Source organism: Variovorax soli (genome assembly GCF_031454625.1).
In the GTDB taxonomy this organism is placed as follows: Bacteria; Pseudomonadota; Gammaproteobacteria; order Burkholderiales; family Burkholderiaceae_C; genus Variovorax; species Variovorax soli_A.
The window spans coordinates 81,028-100,156 of record NZ_JAVDRF010000008.1; the positions used below are offsets into that span (position 1 = coordinate 81,028).

A 19,129-nucleotide genomic window follows, 5' to 3' on the forward strand; every position below is an offset into this window, starting at 1 on the left:
AAAGAAGAACCCCGGTCCCCCTGAACGTCCTATGACCATTTCGCTGCCTGCCCTGCTGAGCCAGCTCCTCCTGGGGCTGGTCAACGGATCGTTCTACGCGATCCTGAGCCTCGGGCTCGCAGTGATCTTCGGCCTGCTCAACGTCATCAACTTCGCGCACGGCGCCCTGTTCATGCTGGGCGCCGTGCTCACGTGGATGGCGATGAACTACTTCGGGATCAACTACTGGGTGATGCTCATCGCCGCGCCGATCGTCGTCGGCCTGTTCGGGGTGCTGATCGAACGGCTGCTGCTGCGCTGGATCTATAAGCTCGACCACCTCTACGGCCTCTTGCTCACACTGGGCCTCACGCTGCTGATCGAGGGCGTGTTCCGCTCCGTCTACGGCGTCTCCGGCCTGCCCTACGACACGCCCGATGCGCTGGCCAGCGCCACCGACCTCGGCTTCATGATCCTGCCCAACTACCGCGCCTGGGTGGTGGTGGCCTCGCTGGTGGTCTGCTTCGCCACCTGGTTCGTCATCGAGAAGACGCGCCTGGGCGCCTACCTTCGCGCCGGCACCGAGAACCCGCGCCTGGTCGAGGCCTTCGGCGTCAACGTGCCGCTGATGATCACGCTGACCTACGGCTTCGGCGTCGCGCTCGCCGCCTTCGCGGGCGTGCTGGCCGCGCCGGTGATCCAGGTCTCACCGCTGATGGGGCAGAACCTCATCATCGTGGTCTTCGCCGTCGTGGTGATCGGCGGCATGGGCTCGATCATGGGCGCCATCCTCACGGGCCTGGGGCTGGGCGTGATCGAGGGGTTCACCAGGGTCTTCTATCCCGAGGGCTCGTCCACCGTCGTCTTCGTGATCATGGTCATCGTGCTGCTGATCCGGCCGGCCGGCCTGTTCGGCAAAGAGAAGTGAAGCGGCCCGCGTGATGAAGAACAACAAGATCTCCCTCGTCCTCTACGGCCTGCTGCTGCTAGGGCTGATCGCGGCGCCCTTCCTCGGCGCCTACCCGGTGTTCGTGATGAAGCTCATGTGCTTCGCCCTGTTCGCCTCGGCCTTCAACCTGCTGCTCGGCTTCACCGGCCTGCTGTCCTTCGGCCACGCGGCTTTTCTCGGCGGCTCCGCCTACATCGCGGGCGAGGCGATGAAGGTGTGGGGCCTGACGCCCGAGCTGGGCCTGATCGCCGGCACGATCACCGGCGCGCTGCTGGGCTGGATCTTCGGCGTGCTCGCCATCCGCCGCCAGGGCATCTACTTCGCGATGATCACGCTGGCGCTGGCGCAGATGGTGTTCTTCGTCTGTCTGCAGGCCAAGTTCACGGGTGGCGAGGACGGCCTGCAGGGCGTGCCGCGCGGCAGGCTCTTCGGCGTGGTCGATCTTCAGAACGACCTGACCATGTACTACGTGGCCTTGGTCATCGTCGTCGCCGCCTTCCTGCTGATCGTGCGTACCATCCATTCGCCCTTCGGCCAGGTCCTCAAGGGCATCAAGGAGAACGAGCCGCGCGCGCTTTCGCTGGGCTACGACGTGGCGCGTTTCAAGCTGCTGGCATTCGTGATCTCGGCCGCGCTCTCCGGCCTCGCCGGCTCGCTCAAGACCCTGGTGCTGGGCTTCGCCACGCTGTCCGACGTGCACTGGACCGCCTCGGGCCAGGTGATCCTGATGACCCTGGTAGGCGGCCTGGGCACGCTGTCCGGCCCGCTGGTCGGCTCGGCAGTGGTGGTGCTGCTCGAGAACAAGATCGGCGAGTTCGGCCACCTGCTCGCCGACCTGACTTCCATCGATTGGTTCGGCACGCTGGGCGAGTCGGTCACCATGGTCACCGGCCTGATCTTCGTGATCTGCGTGCTGGCTTTCCGGCGCGGGATCATGGGCGAGATCATCGCCTTCGTGTCGCGGCGCCGCTAGCTGGCTGGCGCCAGTGCACCGGCAGCGGCTGACCCACCCCCCCCATCCCCAGAGGCCAAGAATGTGGCATCCCGCTGAACGCTACCCCGACCCCGCCATCGAGATCCTCGATCCGCGCTTCGCCAAGTACCGCCTGATGAGCGCTGCGGTCGAACGCCTGGCCACGGGCTGCCGCTGGGCCGAGGGGCCGGTGTGGTTCGGCGACGGGCGCTGCTTGCTGTGGAGCGACATTCCCAACAACCGCGTGCTGCGCTGGGACGAGGAGACCGGCGCGGTCAGCCACTTCCGCAAGCCCTCGAACTTCGCCAATGGCCACACCCGCGACCGGCAGGGGAGGCTGCTGTCCTGCGAGCACGGCACCCGGCGCGTGACGCGCACCGAGTACGACGGCTCGATCACGGTGATCCTTGACCGCTTCGAGGGCAAGCGGCTCAACTCGCCCAACGACATCGTCGTCAAGTCGGACGACTCGATCTGGTTCACCGATCCGCCCTTCGGCATCCTTGGCCACTACGAAGGCCACGCGGCCGAGCCGGAACTGCCGACCCACGTCTACCGTGTCGATGGGCAGACCGGCAGGGCGACCGTGGTCTGCAGCGACGTCGAGCGTCCCAACGGCCTATGTTTCTCGCCGGACGAGAGCCTGCTGTACGTGGTCGAGTCGGGCAGCACGCCGCGCCGCATCCGCGTGTTCGACGTCGGCGAGGACGGCGGGAGTCTCAAGAATGGCCGCGTGTTCGTCGAAGCCGATCCGCAGGGCGCACCCGACGGGTTCCGCTGCGACATCGACGGCAACTTGTGGGCCGGCTGGGGCACCGGCGAGGGCCGCGACGGCGTGATGGTGTTCGCATCGGACGCCACGCCCATCGGGCGCATCGCGCTGCCGGAGCGTTGCGCCAACGTGTGCTTCGGCGGCGCGGCGCGCAACCGGCTGTTCATGGCGGCGAGCCAGTCGCTCTACGCGCTCTACGTCAACACGCAGGGCGTGCGCGGCGGCTAGGCCCAGGCGCCTCAGGCTTGGCGCGCGGCCGGCAGCGCGCCCGGCGGCCAAGCGCTCGATCGCGAACGGTGCGACGAACGGGACTTTCTGCTTTGGCGACGGACGCCCCCCGGCTGCGCTCGACCGGCGGCGAGGCCACCTACAGCAGCCCGGCGCAGTCCTCCGGCAGCCAGTGAAAGCTCTGAGCCCGCAGCGCGGTATCGAAGATCACCTTGTACTGGCAAGTCTTCACACCGCCTGTGACGCGGAAGTTGAAGACGTAGTCCCACTCTCGAACCTCGAAAAGGCTTTCGCGGAAGTGGGGCCGGCCCACGAGCTCATAGAGCTGGTCCTTGGTAACGCCGGGCGCGATGCGGCGCAGGTTGTCGGAGTTCGGGAAGGTGCCTTCTTTCAGCCACGCATCCTTCCCGATGTCGGGGAAGACGACTTCGCCTGCGCGGCCGTCGTCGGAAATGTTCTTGCTGACGGTGGACGTGCCGCAGCCCGCCAGCGACAACAGTGCCGCGATCGCCAGCGCAATACCGGCCTCTTTGATTTGCTTGCTCATGAATGCCTTGGAAATTGATTGCGATCCGGTGCTTACCAGTGGAAGCCCATGCCGGCGGCGACGCCCACCTTGCCGCGCGAGTTGGCCGTTCCGCTGAACTTGACGATCCACCGGCCGTTGTCCGCCAGCTTCGAAACCCCGATGGCGACGGCGGCCTGGCCATCGAAGGCCGCGACACCGGCGGATACCATGCTCTTGCCGGGGAGGGAGGCCTGCGGCAGGTTGGCCATCGCCATGGCGCCTGCCGCCGCGGCATTGGCTTCCTTGCTCACCTTCTCGACATTGGCCTGGACTTGGCCGAGCTTGGCGTCCGTGTACTGGTTGGCAGCCGCAATGCCGGCATTCAGCTGATTCACGTTCACCGCATCGTTGCCGGCCACGCCGTCGGCGACGTTGTGGAGGGTCACCGGAGCGTTCGTGTTCGTGCCGCCCAGCTTCACGCTGTTGTAGTTGGTCGTGCCGTCCGCATTGGTTTCGTACTTCACGGCGGATTGGTCGACGCTGGCCACGGTGTTCTGCACAGCCTTCAGTTGCGACACGTTGACGGCATCGCTGTCCAGCGAGCCGGCCGCCACGCCGGTGATCTGCCGGAACTGGCCGTTCGCAGCGTCGCCCACCGACACCGCGGACAGCGTGCTGGTGGTCGCGTTGACGGCGGCGGTTTGCGAGGTGGACGCGCCCGTGGGCACATAGCCGGCCGCACCGGCTGCCGTGGAGGCGACCGAGCCGGCGCCGAGCGCCACGCCACCGGCCTGGGTCACGCTGCTGCCCGCGCCGATCGCAACGCCCTGGACCGCGGCCGCAGAAGACTGCGTGCCGAGCGCGATGGAGTCCGCCCGATGCGAGGTCGCACCCTGGCCGATGGCCACGCCGCCGGGCGCGGTCTGTTGCACGATGGCGCCGTTACCGATGCCCACCCCGTTGTCGCCATTGACCACGGTCCGGGGACCGACCGCCACGGACTCCGCACCGATGGCCAGCGAATCCATCGCGGTGGAATTGGCGTGGAAGTACTGGATCGGCGTGACAGCGAAGGATTGCAGCGCACCGCTGAGCTGGCGAACGGTGACGGCGTCCTGCGCCTGCGTGCCGTCGGCCACATTGGTGATCTGGCGGTAGGTGGTCGCGCTGCCGACGGAGACGGCGCCCAGCAGCGTCCGGTCGGTCGTGTTGTACGGAATCAGCGAGCTGCCTGCGGGAATGTCGCCTGTGCTGCCCGCGACGACGCGGTCGGAGACCGAGCCGGAGCCGAGTGCGACCGATCCATCGACGGAGGCGCTGGCGCCCAGGCCCTGCGCCATGCTGCCCGCCCCGGTGGCGACCGCGTTCGGGCCGACGGCGATCGCATCCGTTCCCAGAGCCTGCGAGTCGGGCAGTGTTGAATTCGCGTGGAAGTACTTGATGCCCGCGCCGCTGTTGATGTCGCCGATCGTGTTGTTGAGGTTGGTGATCTGGGTCGTGTTCGCCGTCACCTGCTGGTTCGTGGCGAACAGCTGCGAGCCGTTGATCCCGTCGGTGGAACTGGCGTCGAGCCGGCCCGCCGCGACGTTCGTGATGGTGCGCTCCGCACCTGCCGCACCGATGCTGACCGTGCTGCTCGGCGTGGTTCCGGCGAAGTTGTAGGTGGTGGTGCCGATCACGGTGCTGGCCGTGCCGACCGCCGCCGCCGTCGTGGAGCCGGCGCCCAGCGCCACGGCGCCGGAGTTGTTGGCAACGGCGTTCGGACCGATGGCGACCGAATCCGCTCCCAGGGCCTGCGAGTCGGGCAGCGTGGAGCTGGCGTGGAAGTACTTGATGCCCGCGCCGGTGTTGATGTCGCCGAGGGTGTTGCTGAGGTTGGTGATCTGGGTCGTGTTCGCCGTCACCTGCTGGTTCGTGGCGAACAGCTGCGAGCCGTTGATCGCATCGGTGGAGGCGCCGGAAATCCTGCCGGCGGCCACGTTGGTGATGGTGCGCTCCGCGCCTGCTGCGCCGACGCTGACCGTGCTCGTCGGCGTGGTGCCGGCGAAGTTGTAAGTGGTGGTGCCGATCACCGTGCTGGGCGTGCCGACGGCCGCCGCCGTCGAGGAGCCGGAGCCGAGCGCCACGTCGCCGGCGTTGTTCGCCACCGCCGTGTCCCCGAAGGCAACCGCCCCTGCAGCCAGCGCGCGGCTGGTGCTGCCGATTGCAACGCTGCCCTGGCCGACCACGGTGTTCTGGTAGCCGATGCCGACCGCACCCTGCGCTGCCGTGCCCGCCACGCCCACGGCCTGGCCGCCGCCGCCCACCATGTTGGTGTTGCCCATCGCCACCGACCCGTTGCCGGTGGCGGTGTTGTCCAGACCGCTCGCGATCGCGCCGTTGCCGGTGGCGGTGTTCGGGTCGCCGATCGCGACCGCGCCGTTGCCGCTGGCGACGTTGCCGGAGCCGATGGAGACCGCCCGACCGCCGGTGGCGGTGGCGTTGGTGCCGATCGCGACGGCTTCGGCCGAATCGGCCCGCGCATTGCTGCCGACGGCGATGGTGTTCAACGCCGAGGCGCTGGCCAGGCGGCCCATGGCGATCGCTTCGGTCTGGGTGGCGGACGACTCTCCGCCGATGGCGATGGCGTCGATGCCTGCCGCGTTGGCGCCAGCGGTCGTGTTGCCGCCCAGTGCCACGGAACCGGCGCCCGAGGCGCGCACGGCGGTCGCGGCAGAGACGCCGCCCGAGCCCAGCGCGGTGGCGTTGGCCGCGGCCGCATTGGCCCGGGAGCCGACTGCCACCGCATTGGCGCCGGTGGCCCGGCTGACGATCCCCAGTGCGACCGCACGGTCCTGCGATGCCGTCACGTCCGTGCCGATGGCGATGGCGCCCGCCGCAGTGGCGCCCGCTCCCACCAGCGTGCGCGCGCCGAGATTGATGGAATTTATCTCCGAGGCGATCGACTGGAAGCCAATGGCGATGGCATTCTGGGCGCTTGCGTTGGCGGTATTGCCTTGCGCGATGGCATCCAGGTCGGTGGCGGTTGCTTGGAATCCGATGGCGACGCTGCGCAGCGCTGCGGCGTGGGTGCCTATACCGAGCGCGGTGCTGCCGACGCCGTCGGCCACGGCGCTGACACCCCCAGCAAGAGAGTTGTCCCCTGTCGCATTGGCTCCAGCCCCGAAAGAGGATGAGTTGATGCCGCTGGCAACGGCCTCACGTCCTGCCGCAGTGGAATTCTGGCCGATGGCCTGGGAGCCCCAGCCCGCCGCGAACGCAAAGTTGGCGCCGGCCGTGGAACTGACACCGACGGCAGTTGAGTTGCCCCCCGAAGCACTGGCGAAGGTTCCCAAGGCGCTGGCACCGGCTGCAGTGGCATTGGCATTCACGCCAAGCGCAATCGAATTGATGTTGTTCGAGACCGTGGCGCTGCCTATCGCGATCGCGCCTCCCGGCCCTGTGGCCGATGCCTGCCGGCCGATAGCCACCGAGTACTGTGCCGAAGCGACGGTCTGGAAACCCACGGCGGTCGCCCAATTGAGGGAGGCCAGCGCCTGATATCCGAGCGCGGTGGCGCCGTCCGCGGTTGCCTGGGATTGCCAACCCATGCACGAGGCGGTGCCGCTGTAGTAGTTGTACGGCGACGCACTGCAGTTCACGGATTGCGCCTGCGCCGAGGCGGTCCATCCCATCCAGCCCATCGCCAGCAGCGCGCTCATGATGCCGGCGCGCACGCCTCTCCCCCGGCGCGTTGGGGGACGCGTGCATTCCGCAGCGGTGACAGCCACGCGACTGCCGGCAGACTTGCCGCGGACGCGCGTGATCTCGGACGCTGCGACCCACGCGCCAATGGATTCGTTCCAAACAGTGAAATAGCTCTGGTTCATGGCGCGACTTATAAAACGATATTATTAAATGTTTCAAACGAAACTGTTTATTGCGCCGCGATATTAAAGTAAGCGGAGCCGCGTGGAGAACGAAGGCTTCGATTTTTACAAATTAGCTCTTTTTGCGATGCCGACTCCGCTCCCAAACGCTTCGGACGGCCACTCCAACGAAAACTTTCGTAATTGCAGGAAGCAGGATGGCTTAAGGTGATTTAATTACTTGTAATGGGGATTTCTTACTGCGCGGAAATGCACTTTTATAGGGGGGTGTGCCTTCTTTCCAACAGAGCCAGCGGGGGATCCGCACTATCAAACTCAGGCGCGAATGTTTTTTGAAAATGCCTACCAAAAAATCTGAAATTAACTGAGCCTTCTATCGATTTACGGAAGTTCCCGAAGGATGTAAGGAATACGTCAGCCAAATAAGTTGGCGCATCCCGCAGCTTGAATCAGAAGTATTGAAGGCCCTGCAATGGCTCTGTGGGGAATGCGCAAACTGCCGCGCGATGAACGCCTTGGCGAGGATTTGCTGCGCAGCCCGCGGAACTGCAAAAGCAATTGCGCGGGCGCCGATGCTGCGGCGTCCCCAGGGGGTGAATCCCCGGCAAACCGCCACGGCCACGGCGGCGGCTTCCCGGCGTCGGTTCAGTAGACGTCGCGCCGGTAGCGGCCCTGCGCGATCAGATCGTCCAGGCCTTCCGCGCCCAGGACCTCGCACAGCGCCGCGTCCACCCCGGGGGCCATGCCCTCGAGGCTGCCGCACACGTACACCACGGCGCCGTCGGCGATCCAGCGCCGCAGTTCCCCGGCCGCCTCGCGCAGGCGGTCCTGCACATACACGCGCTGCGCCTGGTCGCGGGAGTAGACCAGGTCGGTGCGTTGCAGCTTGCCCAGCGCCTGCCATGTCGCGATCTCGTCCGCGCAGATCGCGTCGTGCGCGGCCTGGCGCTCGCCGTACACCAGCCAATTGCGGCCGTGGCCCCGCTGCATGCGCTCGCGCAGATGCGAGCGCAGGCCGGCGAATCCGGACCCGTTGCCGATGAAGATGCACGGCACGTCCTTCTCCGCCGCCGCGAAACCCGGATTGGCGACCAGCCGCACGTCGATGTGCGCACCGAGCGGCGCGTGCGCGGTCAGCCAGCCGGAGGCAAGGCCCAGGCCGTTGTCATGCCGCGCCTGCCGCACCAGCAGCTGGATGCAGCCATCGGCGGCGATCGACGCGACGGAATAGCTTCGCGGCGCGAGCGGCGGCTGCGCGCTGCCGTCCGGATGGTGCGGCAGCACCTCGAGCAGCGCACCCGCTTCCCAGTTCCGTGCGCTGGCAGAGTGCAGCTCGATCTCGAAGAGCGGATCGCCCTGGCTGCCTTCGTTGAGGAGAGTGCGACGCTCGAGGCGCCAGCCTTCGAACGCGCGTTCGGAAGAAGCCGCCGCGGGCTGCAGCGCATGCCAGGCTTCGATGCGCAGATCGAACGCATCCGCGATCGCGCGCTGCCAGCGGCCGATCGCCTCGGGATTTCCGTTGTCGACCTCCACCATCGGGAACAGCGCCTGCGCACCCTGGCTGCGCAGGTCATGGTCGAGCTTGCGGCCGAAGCCGCAGAAAGTGGCGTAGTGCCAGTCGCCGAGCGCGAGCACGCCGTAGTGCACATGCCGCAGTTGCGGACCGGCCTGCTGCGCGAACCTGCGCGCGAAGGCGCGCGCGCTGTCGGGCGGATCGCCGTCGCCGAAGGTGCTGACCACCCACAGCACCTTGCGGAAGTGCAGCAGTGCATCGGCGCTCAACTCGGCCAAGGTCTTGACGACGGTGCCGACGCCGGCGGCGCGCAGCGCGGCCGCGGTCTGCAGCGCGACGCGCTCGGCATGGCCGGTCTGCGTGGCGAAGGCGATCAGCACCTGCTCGCTGCTCTCCGCCGTGGCCGTGCCCGGCAGGCTCCAGCGGACTCGCTCCGCGCGAACCGCCTGCTGAGTGCGGCGGCGGCCCAGATACAGCATCCAGCCGGTGATCGCGAACAGTGCCAAGGCCAGGCTGCTGAGCGTCATCACGATGCGGCCCGGCAAGCCCCAGTAGGTGCCCATGTGCAAGGGATAGATGCTGTTCACCAGCCGGCCGGCCAGTGGCTTGTCGGCATAGCGCTCGTGCTGCGTCGCCTCGCCGGTGGCGGCGTGCAGCGAGAGCCGGTTGCGCGCACGCTCGTGCTCGGGTTCGGCGCGCAGGTAGTTGGCCTCGACCTGCGAGCCGTTGCGGGCCGGGAGGCGCAGCGTGACCTGGCTCCAGTCGCCCGTCGTCGCTTGCTGGAACGAGCCCCACACGCGCTCCAGGTCGAGCCGCACCGGCGCGCCGGCGGCGCCCGGCATGCGCTGCGTGCGCGCGGCGCGGCCTTCGCCGGCAGCGTCGTCGACCCGCGCGCGCACTGCATCGAACCCCCAGTAGATCCCCGTGAGGCCAGAGACCAGGTACGCGAGCAGGGCGACGGTGCCCACCACGGCGTGCAAGCTCCACAGGAACGCACGGCCTCGGAGGGCGAAGTCGAGCCGCAACCAGTTGCGCCATGCGAGCGGCCGCCGCGGCCAGCGCAGGTACAGCCCGGACAGCGCGAGCACCAGCAGCCCCGCGGCCAGTGTGCCCGTCACGGGCTTGCCCGTGTCGCGCGGCATCAGCAGCCAGCGGTGCAGGCTTTCGACCAACTCGAAGAAGGCCTCGGCCCGGGGCTCGGGCAGCAGGGCCGCGGTGTAGGGGTCGGCCAGGCGCGTCTCGCCGCGGCGCTCTCCCGGCGGCGGCGCGAAGTTCACGCGCGCCGGGCGGCCAGCTTGCGCGAACAGCGTCAGCGCCGCCACGCGTTGGCCGGGGTGCGCCGCCTGCAGCCGGTCCAGCAGCTCGGCCGGGGTCAGCGGCTGCGCATCGGCCGCTTGCGGCGACACGCGATGCAGGCCGGGATCGATCAGGTCGGTGATCTCGGCGCGGAAGGAAAGCACCGCCCCGCTCAGGCCGATGACCAGCAGCACCGAGCCGGCCGTGATGCCGATGAACCAGTGGATCTGGAACCAGGCGCGTCGCAGAAAAGCCATGCCGCCCCCGTCCTCAGAGATCGACCTTGACGGTCGCCTTGACCGTGCGCGGCACGCCCATGGCCAGCCGCGTGCCTGCCGCCGCCCAGTAGCGCTTGTCGCCCAGGTTGTCGATGTTGATCTGCCACAGCGTGCGCTTGCCGAACAGCCGCGTCACGTAGCGCGCGCCGGCTGCGAAGAGGGTGTAGCCGCCGATGAAGTCCTGGTTCAGGTCGTCGATCGGCCGCCTTCCGGTGTAGTAGGCGCCGCCGTTGACCGACAGGCCCGGCACTGCCGCGATGTCATAGGAAAGGAAGACGCTGGCCGTGTGCCTGGCGGTGTTCTCCGGCATCTTGCCGTTGTACTGGGCGTCGATGTCCCGGAACGCCGCGTCCAGCGTCTGCGCCGAGAGCAGCCAGGCCAGCTGCCGCGTCAGCTGCCCTTGCGCCGAGAGCTCGACGCCCCGGTAGCGCTGGCGGCCGTCGGCCACGAAGGTGTTGGCGCTGTTGGTGTAGGCGCCGGGGCGCTCGATGTCGAACAGCGCGGCCGACAGCAGCGTGCCCGTGTCGGTGAGCCAGCGCAGCCCGGCCTCCTTCTGCTTGCTGATGCCCGGCGGCATGCGGTTGTTCTGGTTCGCGGTGCCGGTGGGGGCGACTTCGCCTTCCTCCACGCCCTCGGCATAAGACACGTAGGCCATCAGATCCGGCGTGAACTTGTAGCTCAGCGCAGCCAGCGGCGTGGTCTTCTTCACGTCGTAGTCCACCTGCGGCAGCGTCGCGCTGGCGAACTGCGTGCTCTCGAAGCGCGTGTGCCGCACGCCCGCCACCAGCTGCCATTCGGGTGAGAAGCTGATGCGGTCGAGCGCGTACAGGCCGAGCTCCCGGCTGTCCTGCGCGCCGGTGGTGGGCCGAGTGGGCAGCGCAGTCAGCGGCAGGAAGCCGATGGGACGCGGAAAGTACAAGTTCTGCGCCGTGGAGGCGCCGCCGTAGTTGCGCTGGTAGATCGGCTCCTGGCTCTTGTCACTGCGTGCCGCGCCCAGCGTGAGCTCGTGTTGCAAGCCGCCGGTCGCGAAGCTGCCGAAGAGCTCGGTGCGCAGCAAATCGGAGCTCTGTTCCAGGTGCTGCACGTTGCCGGTGATGCGGCCGGCGCCGGTGCGCACGTCGTAGTTGCTGAACATCGCCAGGCGCCGGTCGCGCTGGGCCTCGGAATGGCCGGCCTCCGCCATCAGCGCCCAGTTGTCGCCCAGCGCATAGTCGGCGCGCAGCTGGCTGTTCTTGACCTCGGCCTCGAACACCGCCCACGGCGGGCCGATCAGCTTGTGCGGATCGGGCAGTGCCGGCAGCGCGATCACGCCGTTGACGGCCGCGAGCCGCGTGATGCCGGCCTGCTCGGTGATGCGCTTGCGGTCGTACTCCAGGTCGGCCTTGAGCGTGAGCCGGTTGTTGACGCGCCAGTCGAAGGCGGCCGACAGGAACTTGCGGCTGCCGTCCACGCCGTCGATGGTCGAGCCGAGCTGCCCGCCGGCCGCGTTGATGCGCAGGCCGTACTGGTTCTGCTCGCCGAATTGCCGCCCCAGGTCGACGAAGCCCTGCACCGTGCCCTGGTCGTCGAAGCGGGTGCCGACCGAGGCGACGGGCGTGCTGCCCGCGCGCTTGGTCACCAGGTTGATCACGCCGGCCGGCGAGGTGAAGCCGTAATAGAGCGCCGAGGCGCCCTTGAGCACTTCGACCCGTTCCTTGTTCTCCATCGGGATCTCGGACACGTTGGGAATCGCGAGCGAGCCGTTGAGGCGGAAGTTGGTGCGGTTCTCGACGGCGATGCCGCGGATCACCAGCTGGTCGAAGGTGTCGCCGGCGTTCTGCTGGCGCGTGACGCCGGCGGTGTTGCGCAGCACGTCGTAGATGCCGGTCGCGCCCTGCAGCTCGATGACCTCGCGCGTCACCGTGTTGACGGTGGCCGGCACGTCCATGATGCTCGCCCCGCGGAAGGTGCCGGCTTCGACGGTGTTGGCAACGAAGCCGCTGCTGCGGTCGGACTGCACGGTCACCGTGCCGAGTTCGCGACGATCCTCGGGGACGGAAGGGGTGGCTTGGGCGCAGGCCAGCTGGGCCGCCAACGCGAGCGGAATCGATACGAAGAACTTGTGCATGGGATCGTCGGACCGACGGGCCCGGGTCCCGGCGACGACATTCGAAAGAGAGCTGATTCAGGCGGCATTGTAGACGTACAAATGAGAAGTATTCTCATATTGGCGCTCCAAAGAGAAGCCTTTGGCCGGCGCCGGCGCCGCCGGTCGATCAGGCCTGCACGGCCAAGGGATTCGGCGAGGGTTCGCCGACCTTCCTGAGCGTGTTCCGATCGGTGTGGTGAAAGGGCTCGGCCAGCCCCTGGATCTGCATCACGGTGTCCTGGTCGTACGACCAGGTCCCGTCGGCGTTGAAGGCGACCGCGATGCGCCATTCCAGCGTGGTGAAGGCATGCTCGATGAACCGGTTGGAGACGATGCCGTTCACCAGGCTGCCGCGCGTGGCCGCGAGCTCGAAGCCGTCCGCGTCCGGACTGGCCTGGCCGCTGGCCATCGCGACCTGCCCGCGCGGAATCGCCAGCGTGTGCATGACCGTGCGGGTCGCGGGCTCCCACAACCAGTAGCCGACCTGGTCGTGGTATGTCTTGCTCAGGCCCGGCTTGTGGATGAAGGTGTGGTAGCGCAAGCCATAGAGCACCTGCGGGCCGTTGGTCTGCGGATCGATCGGCTGCAGCTCGTAGTGTTCGACGTAGACCTGCGTCTTCGGCCCCTGCGCCTTCGGCTTGACGTCGACGCCTTTCTCGCCGCGCCACAGGCCCGCCATGCGGCGCAGCGGGCCGAGGTTGGCGAGGGTTTGTCCGTCGAGGTCGGAAGGCTCGGTGTAGATGTCATCGGGGAACTTGGGCATGGCAGTCGGTCAAGCGGGGTGGGGGGGCATTCGGCGGCCGGCGAGTGCTCGCGCGGCCCGGGCCGATTCTGCCTGCTGGAAGAGGTAGCGCCGCTACATCCGCAGCGGCTGCGCATACCCCGTCATCTCGAGGTAGCCGCGCCCGATGCGCTGCCCGCGCTCGTCCAGCAACTCGCTCAGGCCCTCCCAGTAGACGGCGCCGGTCGAGCCGCGGCTGTCGAGTTCCTGGTCGTCGAGCAGGGCCTGAACGGTGAAGGCGCCCGCGGGCGTGCCGATGTGCCAGCGCAGCGGATAGACGGCGCGGGTGCGCGGGCTGGTCCAGGGCCTGGCGCCTTCGAAGTGGACTTCATCGGCGCCGAACACGCGCAGCTGGCCGTCGGCGCGGCGCAGCGCGCCCCCGAACCACAACGCCGAGCCGTCGCGCCGGCGGATCCGGAAGGTCATCAAGGCGCCGCCATCGTCGAGGTTCATGCCGACCCAGTCCCAGCCGGCCGCATCGGGATGCAGGTAGGCCTCGCTCCACTCGTGGTCGAGCCACGCCTTGCCCTGCACCTCGAAGCTGCGGCCCTGCAAGCTGAGCCGGCCCTGCGTCGCGAGTTGCGGTTCGCTGTAGTAGTAGCTGGCCTGTTCGGCATCGGGACCCTTGCGCGACAGGCCGTCCTTGCCTTGCAGCAGCACCGGCTGCGTGGGCGTGAAGCGCAGGTCGAGGGCGAAGCCTTCGGCCGGCAGGCGGGCCACGTAGCCCTGGGCGTCGCGCTTCAGCGTCCAGTTGCGCAGCCGGACATCGGTGTCGCCTTCGGCGGCCGAGGCGATGCCGAAGCCCGCGCGTGCGATGCGCTGGTCGTGCCAGAGCTTGCGTCCCTCGAGGTCGGTGATGGCCGCGTGCGCGAAGATCAGCTGCCGCGCCGCGAAGGCCGAGCGCATCTGCTGCGCGGCCTCGATCCGCGAGCGGAAGAAGGTGAGCTGGAAACCGAATTCGCGCGTGCCGGCGCGCGCATGCCCGGTGATGTACCACCACTCGGTGCGCAGCTCAGGATGGCTGCCGAAGTCACGCGGGAACTGCAGCGTGTGCAACGGCAGCGCCCATGCCGCCGGCATTGCCAGCGCCGTCATGGCGAGCAGGGCGCGGCGCGACAGTCCGTGCATGTCCGTCATGGCGGCATTCTCACCAGTCTTCCTTGACCGCCAGCACCGCGTCGCGCGACGCCGCCGCGCGGCCGGCCAGCCAGGCGGTGACGGTGCCGGCCGCCACCACCGCTGCGCACAGCACGGCCAGGCGGACCCAGGGCACGAGCAGGTCCATGGTCCAGTGGAAGCTCTGCGGATTGACCACGTGCACCAGCACCACCGCCACCGCGAGGCCCAGCCCCAGGCCGGCGGCCGCACCGATCGCGGTCCAGGCCGCGCCTTCGCCGGCCACCACCGCCAGCACCTGCGCGCGCGTGAAGCCCAGGTGCGTGAGCAGTCCGAACTCCTTGCGCCGCGCGAGCACCTGCGCGCTGAAGCTCGCCGCGATGCCGAACAGACCGATGCCGATCGCCACCGCCTGCAACCAGTAGGTGACGGCGAAGCTGCGATCGAAGATGCGCAGCGAGGTCGCGCGCAGCTGTCCGACGGAGGCGATCTCGACCGGATCGGCCGTGCCGAGCAAGCGCGCGGCCAGCGCCCGCACGGCCTGCTGGACCTGCCCGTCGTCGGCGCCCGGCGCCAGCCAAAGTGCGACGTCGCTCACGCTGCGGTCGCCGGTGAGGCGTTCGAAGTCGCGCGCGTGCATCGTGATGGCGCCGAACTGCCGCACGTAGTCGCGCCACACGCCGGCCACGAAGAAACGGGTGCTGCCGCCGAAGGCACGCTCCAGCGGCTCGAAGCGCCCGCCGGGCCGGGCGCCGTAGAGCTCGACCACGGCCTCGCTCACGTAGACGCCGATCGCATCCGCGGGCACCGGCAGTGCTGCGCCGAGCAAGGGCAGTGAGCGCGAGGCGTCGCCGTCGTCGAGGCTGCGCGAAATGAGCGTCACCGAGGGCCGCGCGGGATCGAGCAGCAGCGCACGCGTGCGCAGCGTGCCGGTGCGCGCCACGCCTGGCAGCGCCGACAGCGCCTGCACGAAGGCCGGCGTGAAGGCGGCCTGCTCGTTGCCGACCGAGCCGCCGCTGCCGGCGCTCGCGCTGCGCACATAGAGATCGGCCGGCAGCACCACGTCGAGCCAATGCATCACCGACTCGCGAAAGCTCGCCACCATCACGGTGAGCGCCACCGCGAGGCTCAGGCTCGCGACCACCCCGCTGACGGCCACCGCCGCGGTGGCGCGCATGCGCCGTGCGCGCTCGATCGCCAGCATGGGCAGCACGCGCCCCGCCGCCCAGGGCGCCAGCCGGTCGTAGAGCAGCGCGATCAGCCAGGGCAGGGCCGCGATGCCGCCCACCAGCAGGAAGCCCACCGAGAGGTACGCGGCGATCGGAATGCCGAACACCGCCGGCGCCGTGGCCAGCGCGATGCCTGCGGCGATCAGCAGCAGCGCCAGCTTGTGCGCACCGCCCTGCGTGTGCGCGGCGCCGAGGCCCTTGAGCGTCTGCGCCTCCGGCAGCGCCTGCGCCGCGCGCGCGGGCCACCAGCCGCCCACCGCCGCGGCCAGCAGGCCGAGGCCGCCGTAGAGCAGGGCCGGGCCCCAGCGCCAGCGCAGCGTCGGCGCCACGCCCTCGAAATAGCCGCCGCCGAGATCGCCGCCCAGCACCCGCAGACCGAAAGCGGCGAGCGCGGTGCCGAGCGCGAGTCCCGCGATGCTGCCGATCAGGCCGAGCGCCAGCGACTCGGCCAGCACCAACTGCAGCCGCTCGCGCGGCGTGAGGCCCAGCACGCCCAGCAGCGCGAACTGCTGCGCCCGCTTGGCGACGCTGAGCGCCAGCACGGAGAACACCAGGAAGGCGCCGGTGAACAGCGCCACCAGCGCGAGCACCGTGAGGTTGACGCGGTACGCGCGGGAGAGATTGCTCACGCGCTCGGCCGCGTCGCCGGGCTCGGCGATCTGCAGCTTCGAAGGCCAGCCCGGCGATTCGCGCAGAGTGCGCATGAAGGCCGCGCGGTCGGCGCCGGGTTCGAGCCGCAGGTCGATGCGCGTGAGCTGGCCGGCGCGGCCGAACAAATCCTGCGCGGCGCCGATGTCCATCACCGCCAGCGCGGCGCCGCCGGCCGCGATCTGGCCGGCGATGCGCAGCTCGCGCACCTCCGTGCCGATGCGCAGCTGCAGCCGCGTCGCGCTCTCCCCGACCACGTTGCGGGCGGCCGCGTTCAGGAACACCGTGTCCGGCGCCATCCATGCAAAGCGATCGGCGTCCGCGCTCGGCCTGGGCATCAACGCGGGTGCGATCGTGGGCAGCACCAGCGCGTCGACGCCGAGCACGCGCAGCGGAAGTCGGTGCGCGTCGCGGGTGAGCGCCACGGCCTGGGTCTCGAGCACGGGACTGGCCAGCTGGACCTGCGGCAACTGCGCGACGCGCGCGAACAGCGACTCGTCGAAGCTGCCTTGCGCGGCCCGCAGCTCCAGGTCGGGCTGGCCGTTGACCGAGCGCACCGCGCTCGAGAACTCGTCCAGCGCCGAGGCGTTGATCAGGTGCACCGAGAAGGCCAGCGCCACGCCCAGCATCACCGCCAGCACGGCCGCCGCACTGCGCCAGGGATGGTGGCGGAGCTCTTGCCAGGAGAAGGTGCGCAGGAGGGTTCGCATCGGGTCCGATTCTGCGCGCAGGCACTGCCGCGCGAGGATCAGCCGCAAATCGGGCTGCCTGGGTATCCTCCATCGGTAGGAGGCGCCGTCAGCCGCAACGCGCCTATGCTCCGGCCGGCATGTCCGAAGAAGATCGAGAACCCCCCGCCGCTCCCACGGCCGATGCCCTGGTGGCGGAGTTGGACCAGACACAGCGCATCCTCGCTGCATTGCACGCCGCGGTGCTCAGGCGTTCCGCGCACAACCCGAACATGCACCGCCGCCTCGCCACGCTGGCGACCGCCTTCAACGAGATCGAGGCGCAGCGCTGGGCCGTCCTGGAGCGCGCGGCCGACGGGGATGTGACGGCCGGCCGCGCGAGCCTCCCTTCACCAGCACCGAAGCGCTGATCCCGTAGCTGAACCGTCGGGCGTTCGTCCGGGGACGTCCCGCGCAAGCCGGCTCGCGTGCTGCGTCTCGACTCGACGAGAGCAGGTCAAAGCCGCTCAGCCTCCGCCGACAGGTAGGCACGCACTGCCGCGCTGGTGCTCAGCCCCGCCGCACGCGCATACGCCTGGCGCGCCGCCTCGCGTTCGCCGTTCGCGCCCAGCAGATGCGCCCGCGCGGCCCAATAGGGTTGGTAGTTCGCGACTTCGCCGGCGGCGAGCGCATCGAGGGCGCTCAGACCGGCCGCCGGTCCCTCGGCCCGCGCCACCGCGCAAGCCCGGCTCACGTGCGCGCCGGTGCAGGGCCTCAGGGCGACCAGGCCGTCGTAGAGCGCGAGCACCGCCTCGGCCGGAACCGGCGCGCCCAGGCGCCGCGCGCAATGCGCGGACTGGATCGCCGCTTCCATCTGGAAGGCGCCCAGGGCGTGCATGCCGGCCGCCCGCCGAAGCGCTTCCTCGGCTTGCGCGTGCATGCCGAGGTCCCAGCGGCGGCTGTCCTGCACGTCGAGCGGCACATAGGCGCCGGCGTCGTTGCGGCGGGCGGCGGCGCGGCTCTCGCAGAACAGCATCAGCGCCAGCAGGCCCAGCGGCTCGGGCTCTTGCGGCATCAGGCTGCAGAGGATGCGGCACAGGTCGATGGCCTCGCGGGTCAGGCCGCGCTGAGCGCTGTCGGCACCGTCGATGTCGTCCCAGCCGGTGCCGTAGGCGGCGTAGATGCCGTCGAGCACGTCCTGCAGGCGCTGCGACAGGTCCTGTGCGCGCGGGAACTCGAAAGGGATGCGCGCCGCGCGGATGCGGGCCTTGGCGCGCACCAGCCGCTGGCCCAGCGTGGCGGGGGCGACCAGGAAGGCGCCGGCCATGCGTGCCGCGTCGAGGCCGAGCACGGTCTGCAGCATCAGCGGCGCACGCGCCGCGGCGTCTATGGCCGGATGCGCGCAGACGAACAAGAGGCGCAGCCGCTCGTCCGGCACCGCCTCGCCGCCGTTCGCCTCGGGCGCGAACTCGTCGGCCATGGCCAGCAGCGTCTGCCCGGCCTGCTCCTGCACGCGGCTGTGGCGCCAGGCGTCGAGCACGCGGTTGCGGGCGACGCCGAGCAGCCACGCCTCGGGCTGGCGCGGGATGCCCTCGGCGGGCCAGCGCTCCAGGGCGCGGGCGAAGGCATCGGCGAGCGCGTCCTCGGAGGCGGCGATGTCGCGCATGCGCGCCGAGAGGATCGCGACCAGCCGGCCATAGGACTGGCGCGCGGCCCGCTCGGCTGCCGCATGGGCCTCGGGCAGGGCTGCGGAGGTCACATCTCCGTGGGCGCGGTGAACACCGGGCGCACCTCCACGCCGCCGGTGGCGGCACAGGGCGCACGCGCTGCCCATTCGAGCGCCGCGTCGAGGTCCGGCACCTCGATCACGAAGTAGCCGCCCAACTGCTCCTTGGTGTCGGCGAAGGGGCCGTCCTGCACCTGGCGCTTATCGCCGCGCACGCGCAGCGTGGTGCCGGTCATCGGCGGATGCAGGCCATGGCCGCTTTGCACGATGCCGGACTGGCGCACCGCGCCCACGTAGTCCATCCAGCTCGCGCGGTAGGCCTGCGCCTGGGCCTCTTCGCGCTGGTCGAACTCGGACTGGGGTTGGTAGAACATCAGCATGTATTGCATGGGGAACCTCCGGAAAAAGAGTGTGTCGAGCAGGATCGCTCATGCCCATGACGTCCGGCAATCCTGCATTTCGACAGCC

13 protein-coding genes and 1 pseudogene are annotated in these 19,129 nt (G+C 69.4%); 4 read left to right on the forward strand and 10 right to left on the reverse strand.

Annotated features, from left to right (window positions below; translation table 11 throughout):
* Positions 1-31: 31 nt before the first annotated feature.
* The 3 genes from J2739_RS18385 to J2739_RS18395 all read left to right on the forward strand — a co-directional run bounded on the left by J2739_RS18385 (position 32) and on the right by J2739_RS18395 (position 2,901).
* Positions 32-907, forward strand: a complete 876-nt coding sequence (locus tag J2739_RS18385) for a branched-chain amino acid ABC transporter permease (RefSeq protein ID WP_309904204.1) — start codon at positions 32-34, stop codon at positions 905-907.
* A gap of 13 nt (positions 908-920) precedes the next feature.
* A complete protein-coding gene (locus tag J2739_RS18390; RefSeq protein ID WP_309904206.1) occupies positions 921-1,901 on the forward strand; it encodes a branched-chain amino acid ABC transporter permease in 981 nt (326 codons plus the stop codon).
* A 61-nt stretch (positions 1,902-1,962) separates the two neighbouring features.
* Positions 1,963-2,901: an SMP-30/gluconolactonase/LRE family protein gene (locus tag J2739_RS18395; RefSeq protein WP_309904209.1), complete on the forward strand. Its 939-nt coding sequence runs from the start codon at positions 1,963-1,965 to the stop codon at positions 2,899-2,901.
* A gap of 139 nt (positions 2,902-3,040) precedes the next feature.
* Here J2739_RS18395 and J2739_RS18400 read toward each other — a convergent pair whose 3' ends face one another.
* The 8 genes and pseudogenes from J2739_RS18400 to J2739_RS18430 form a co-directional block, all read right to left on the reverse strand.
* Positions 3,041-3,448, reverse strand: coding sequence for an outer membrane protein assembly factor BamE (locus J2739_RS18400; RefSeq protein WP_309904211.1), 408 nt, complete (start codon positions 3,446-3,448; stop codon positions 3,041-3,043).
* Positions 3,449-3,480: 32 nt separating this feature from the next.
* Positions 3,481-7,125: a YadA family autotransporter adhesin gene (locus tag J2739_RS18405; protein WP_473774982.1), complete on the reverse strand. Its 3,645-nt coding sequence runs from the start codon at positions 7,123-7,125 to the stop codon at positions 3,481-3,483.
* Positions 7,126-7,176: 51 nt separating this feature from the next.
* Positions 7,177-7,278 (reverse strand): annotated as a pseudogene (locus tag J2739_RS28030) (ESPR domain-containing protein); the annotation flags it as partial.
* A gap of 645 nt (positions 7,279-7,923) precedes the next feature.
* The gene (locus tag J2739_RS18410) at positions 7,924-10,344 is read right to left on the reverse strand and encodes a PepSY domain-containing protein (protein ID WP_309904215.1); all 2,421 of its coding nucleotides are present in this window, start codon (positions 10,342-10,344) and stop codon (positions 7,924-7,926) included.
* Positions 10,345-10,357: 13 nt separating this feature from the next.
* A complete protein-coding gene (locus J2739_RS18415) occupies positions 10,358-12,472 on the reverse strand; it encodes a TonB-dependent siderophore receptor (RefSeq protein ID WP_309904216.1) in 2,115 nt (704 codons plus the stop codon).
* A 148-nt stretch (positions 12,473-12,620) separates the two neighbouring features.
* Positions 12,621-13,256, reverse strand: coding sequence for an FABP family protein (locus tag J2739_RS18420; protein WP_309904218.1), 636 nt, complete (start codon positions 13,254-13,256; stop codon positions 12,621-12,623).
* Between the two features lie 93 nt (positions 13,257-13,349).
* Positions 13,350-14,411 carry a lipocalin-like domain-containing protein gene (locus J2739_RS18425; protein ID WP_405053907.1) on the reverse strand — a complete coding sequence of 354 codons (1,062 nt, stop codon included), beginning with the start codon at positions 14,409-14,411 and terminating at the stop codon, positions 13,350-13,352.
* Positions 14,412-14,421: 10 nt separating this feature from the next.
* On the reverse strand, positions 14,422-16,977 hold the full coding sequence (locus J2739_RS18430; RefSeq protein ID WP_309904220.1) for an ABC transporter permease: 2,556 nt from the start codon (positions 16,975-16,977) through the stop codon (positions 14,422-14,424).
* A gap of 119 nt (positions 16,978-17,096) precedes the next feature.
* On the opposite strand from J2739_RS18430, the gene J2739_RS18435 reads away from it, so the two are divergent.
* Positions 17,097-17,366 (forward strand): hypothetical protein, encoded by a 270-nt coding sequence (locus tag J2739_RS18435; RefSeq protein ID WP_309904222.1) that lies wholly within the window; start codon positions 17,097-17,099, stop codon positions 17,364-17,366.
* A gap of 86 nt (positions 17,367-17,452) precedes the next feature.
* Here J2739_RS18435 and J2739_RS18440 read toward each other — a convergent pair whose 3' ends face one another.
* Together J2739_RS18440 and J2739_RS18445 are read right to left on the reverse strand one after the other, a co-directional pair.
* Entirely contained in the window at positions 17,453-18,694 is a 1,242-nt protein-coding gene (locus tag J2739_RS18440) for an RNA polymerase sigma factor (protein WP_309904224.1), read from the reverse strand.
* Positions 18,691-19,050, reverse strand: a complete 360-nt coding sequence (locus J2739_RS18445) for a YciI family protein (protein ID WP_309904226.1) — start codon at positions 19,048-19,050, stop codon at positions 18,691-18,693. Before J2739_RS18445 ends, J2739_RS18440 begins: the two co-directional genes overlap by 4 nt.
* Positions 19,051-19,129 lie beyond the last annotated feature (79 nt).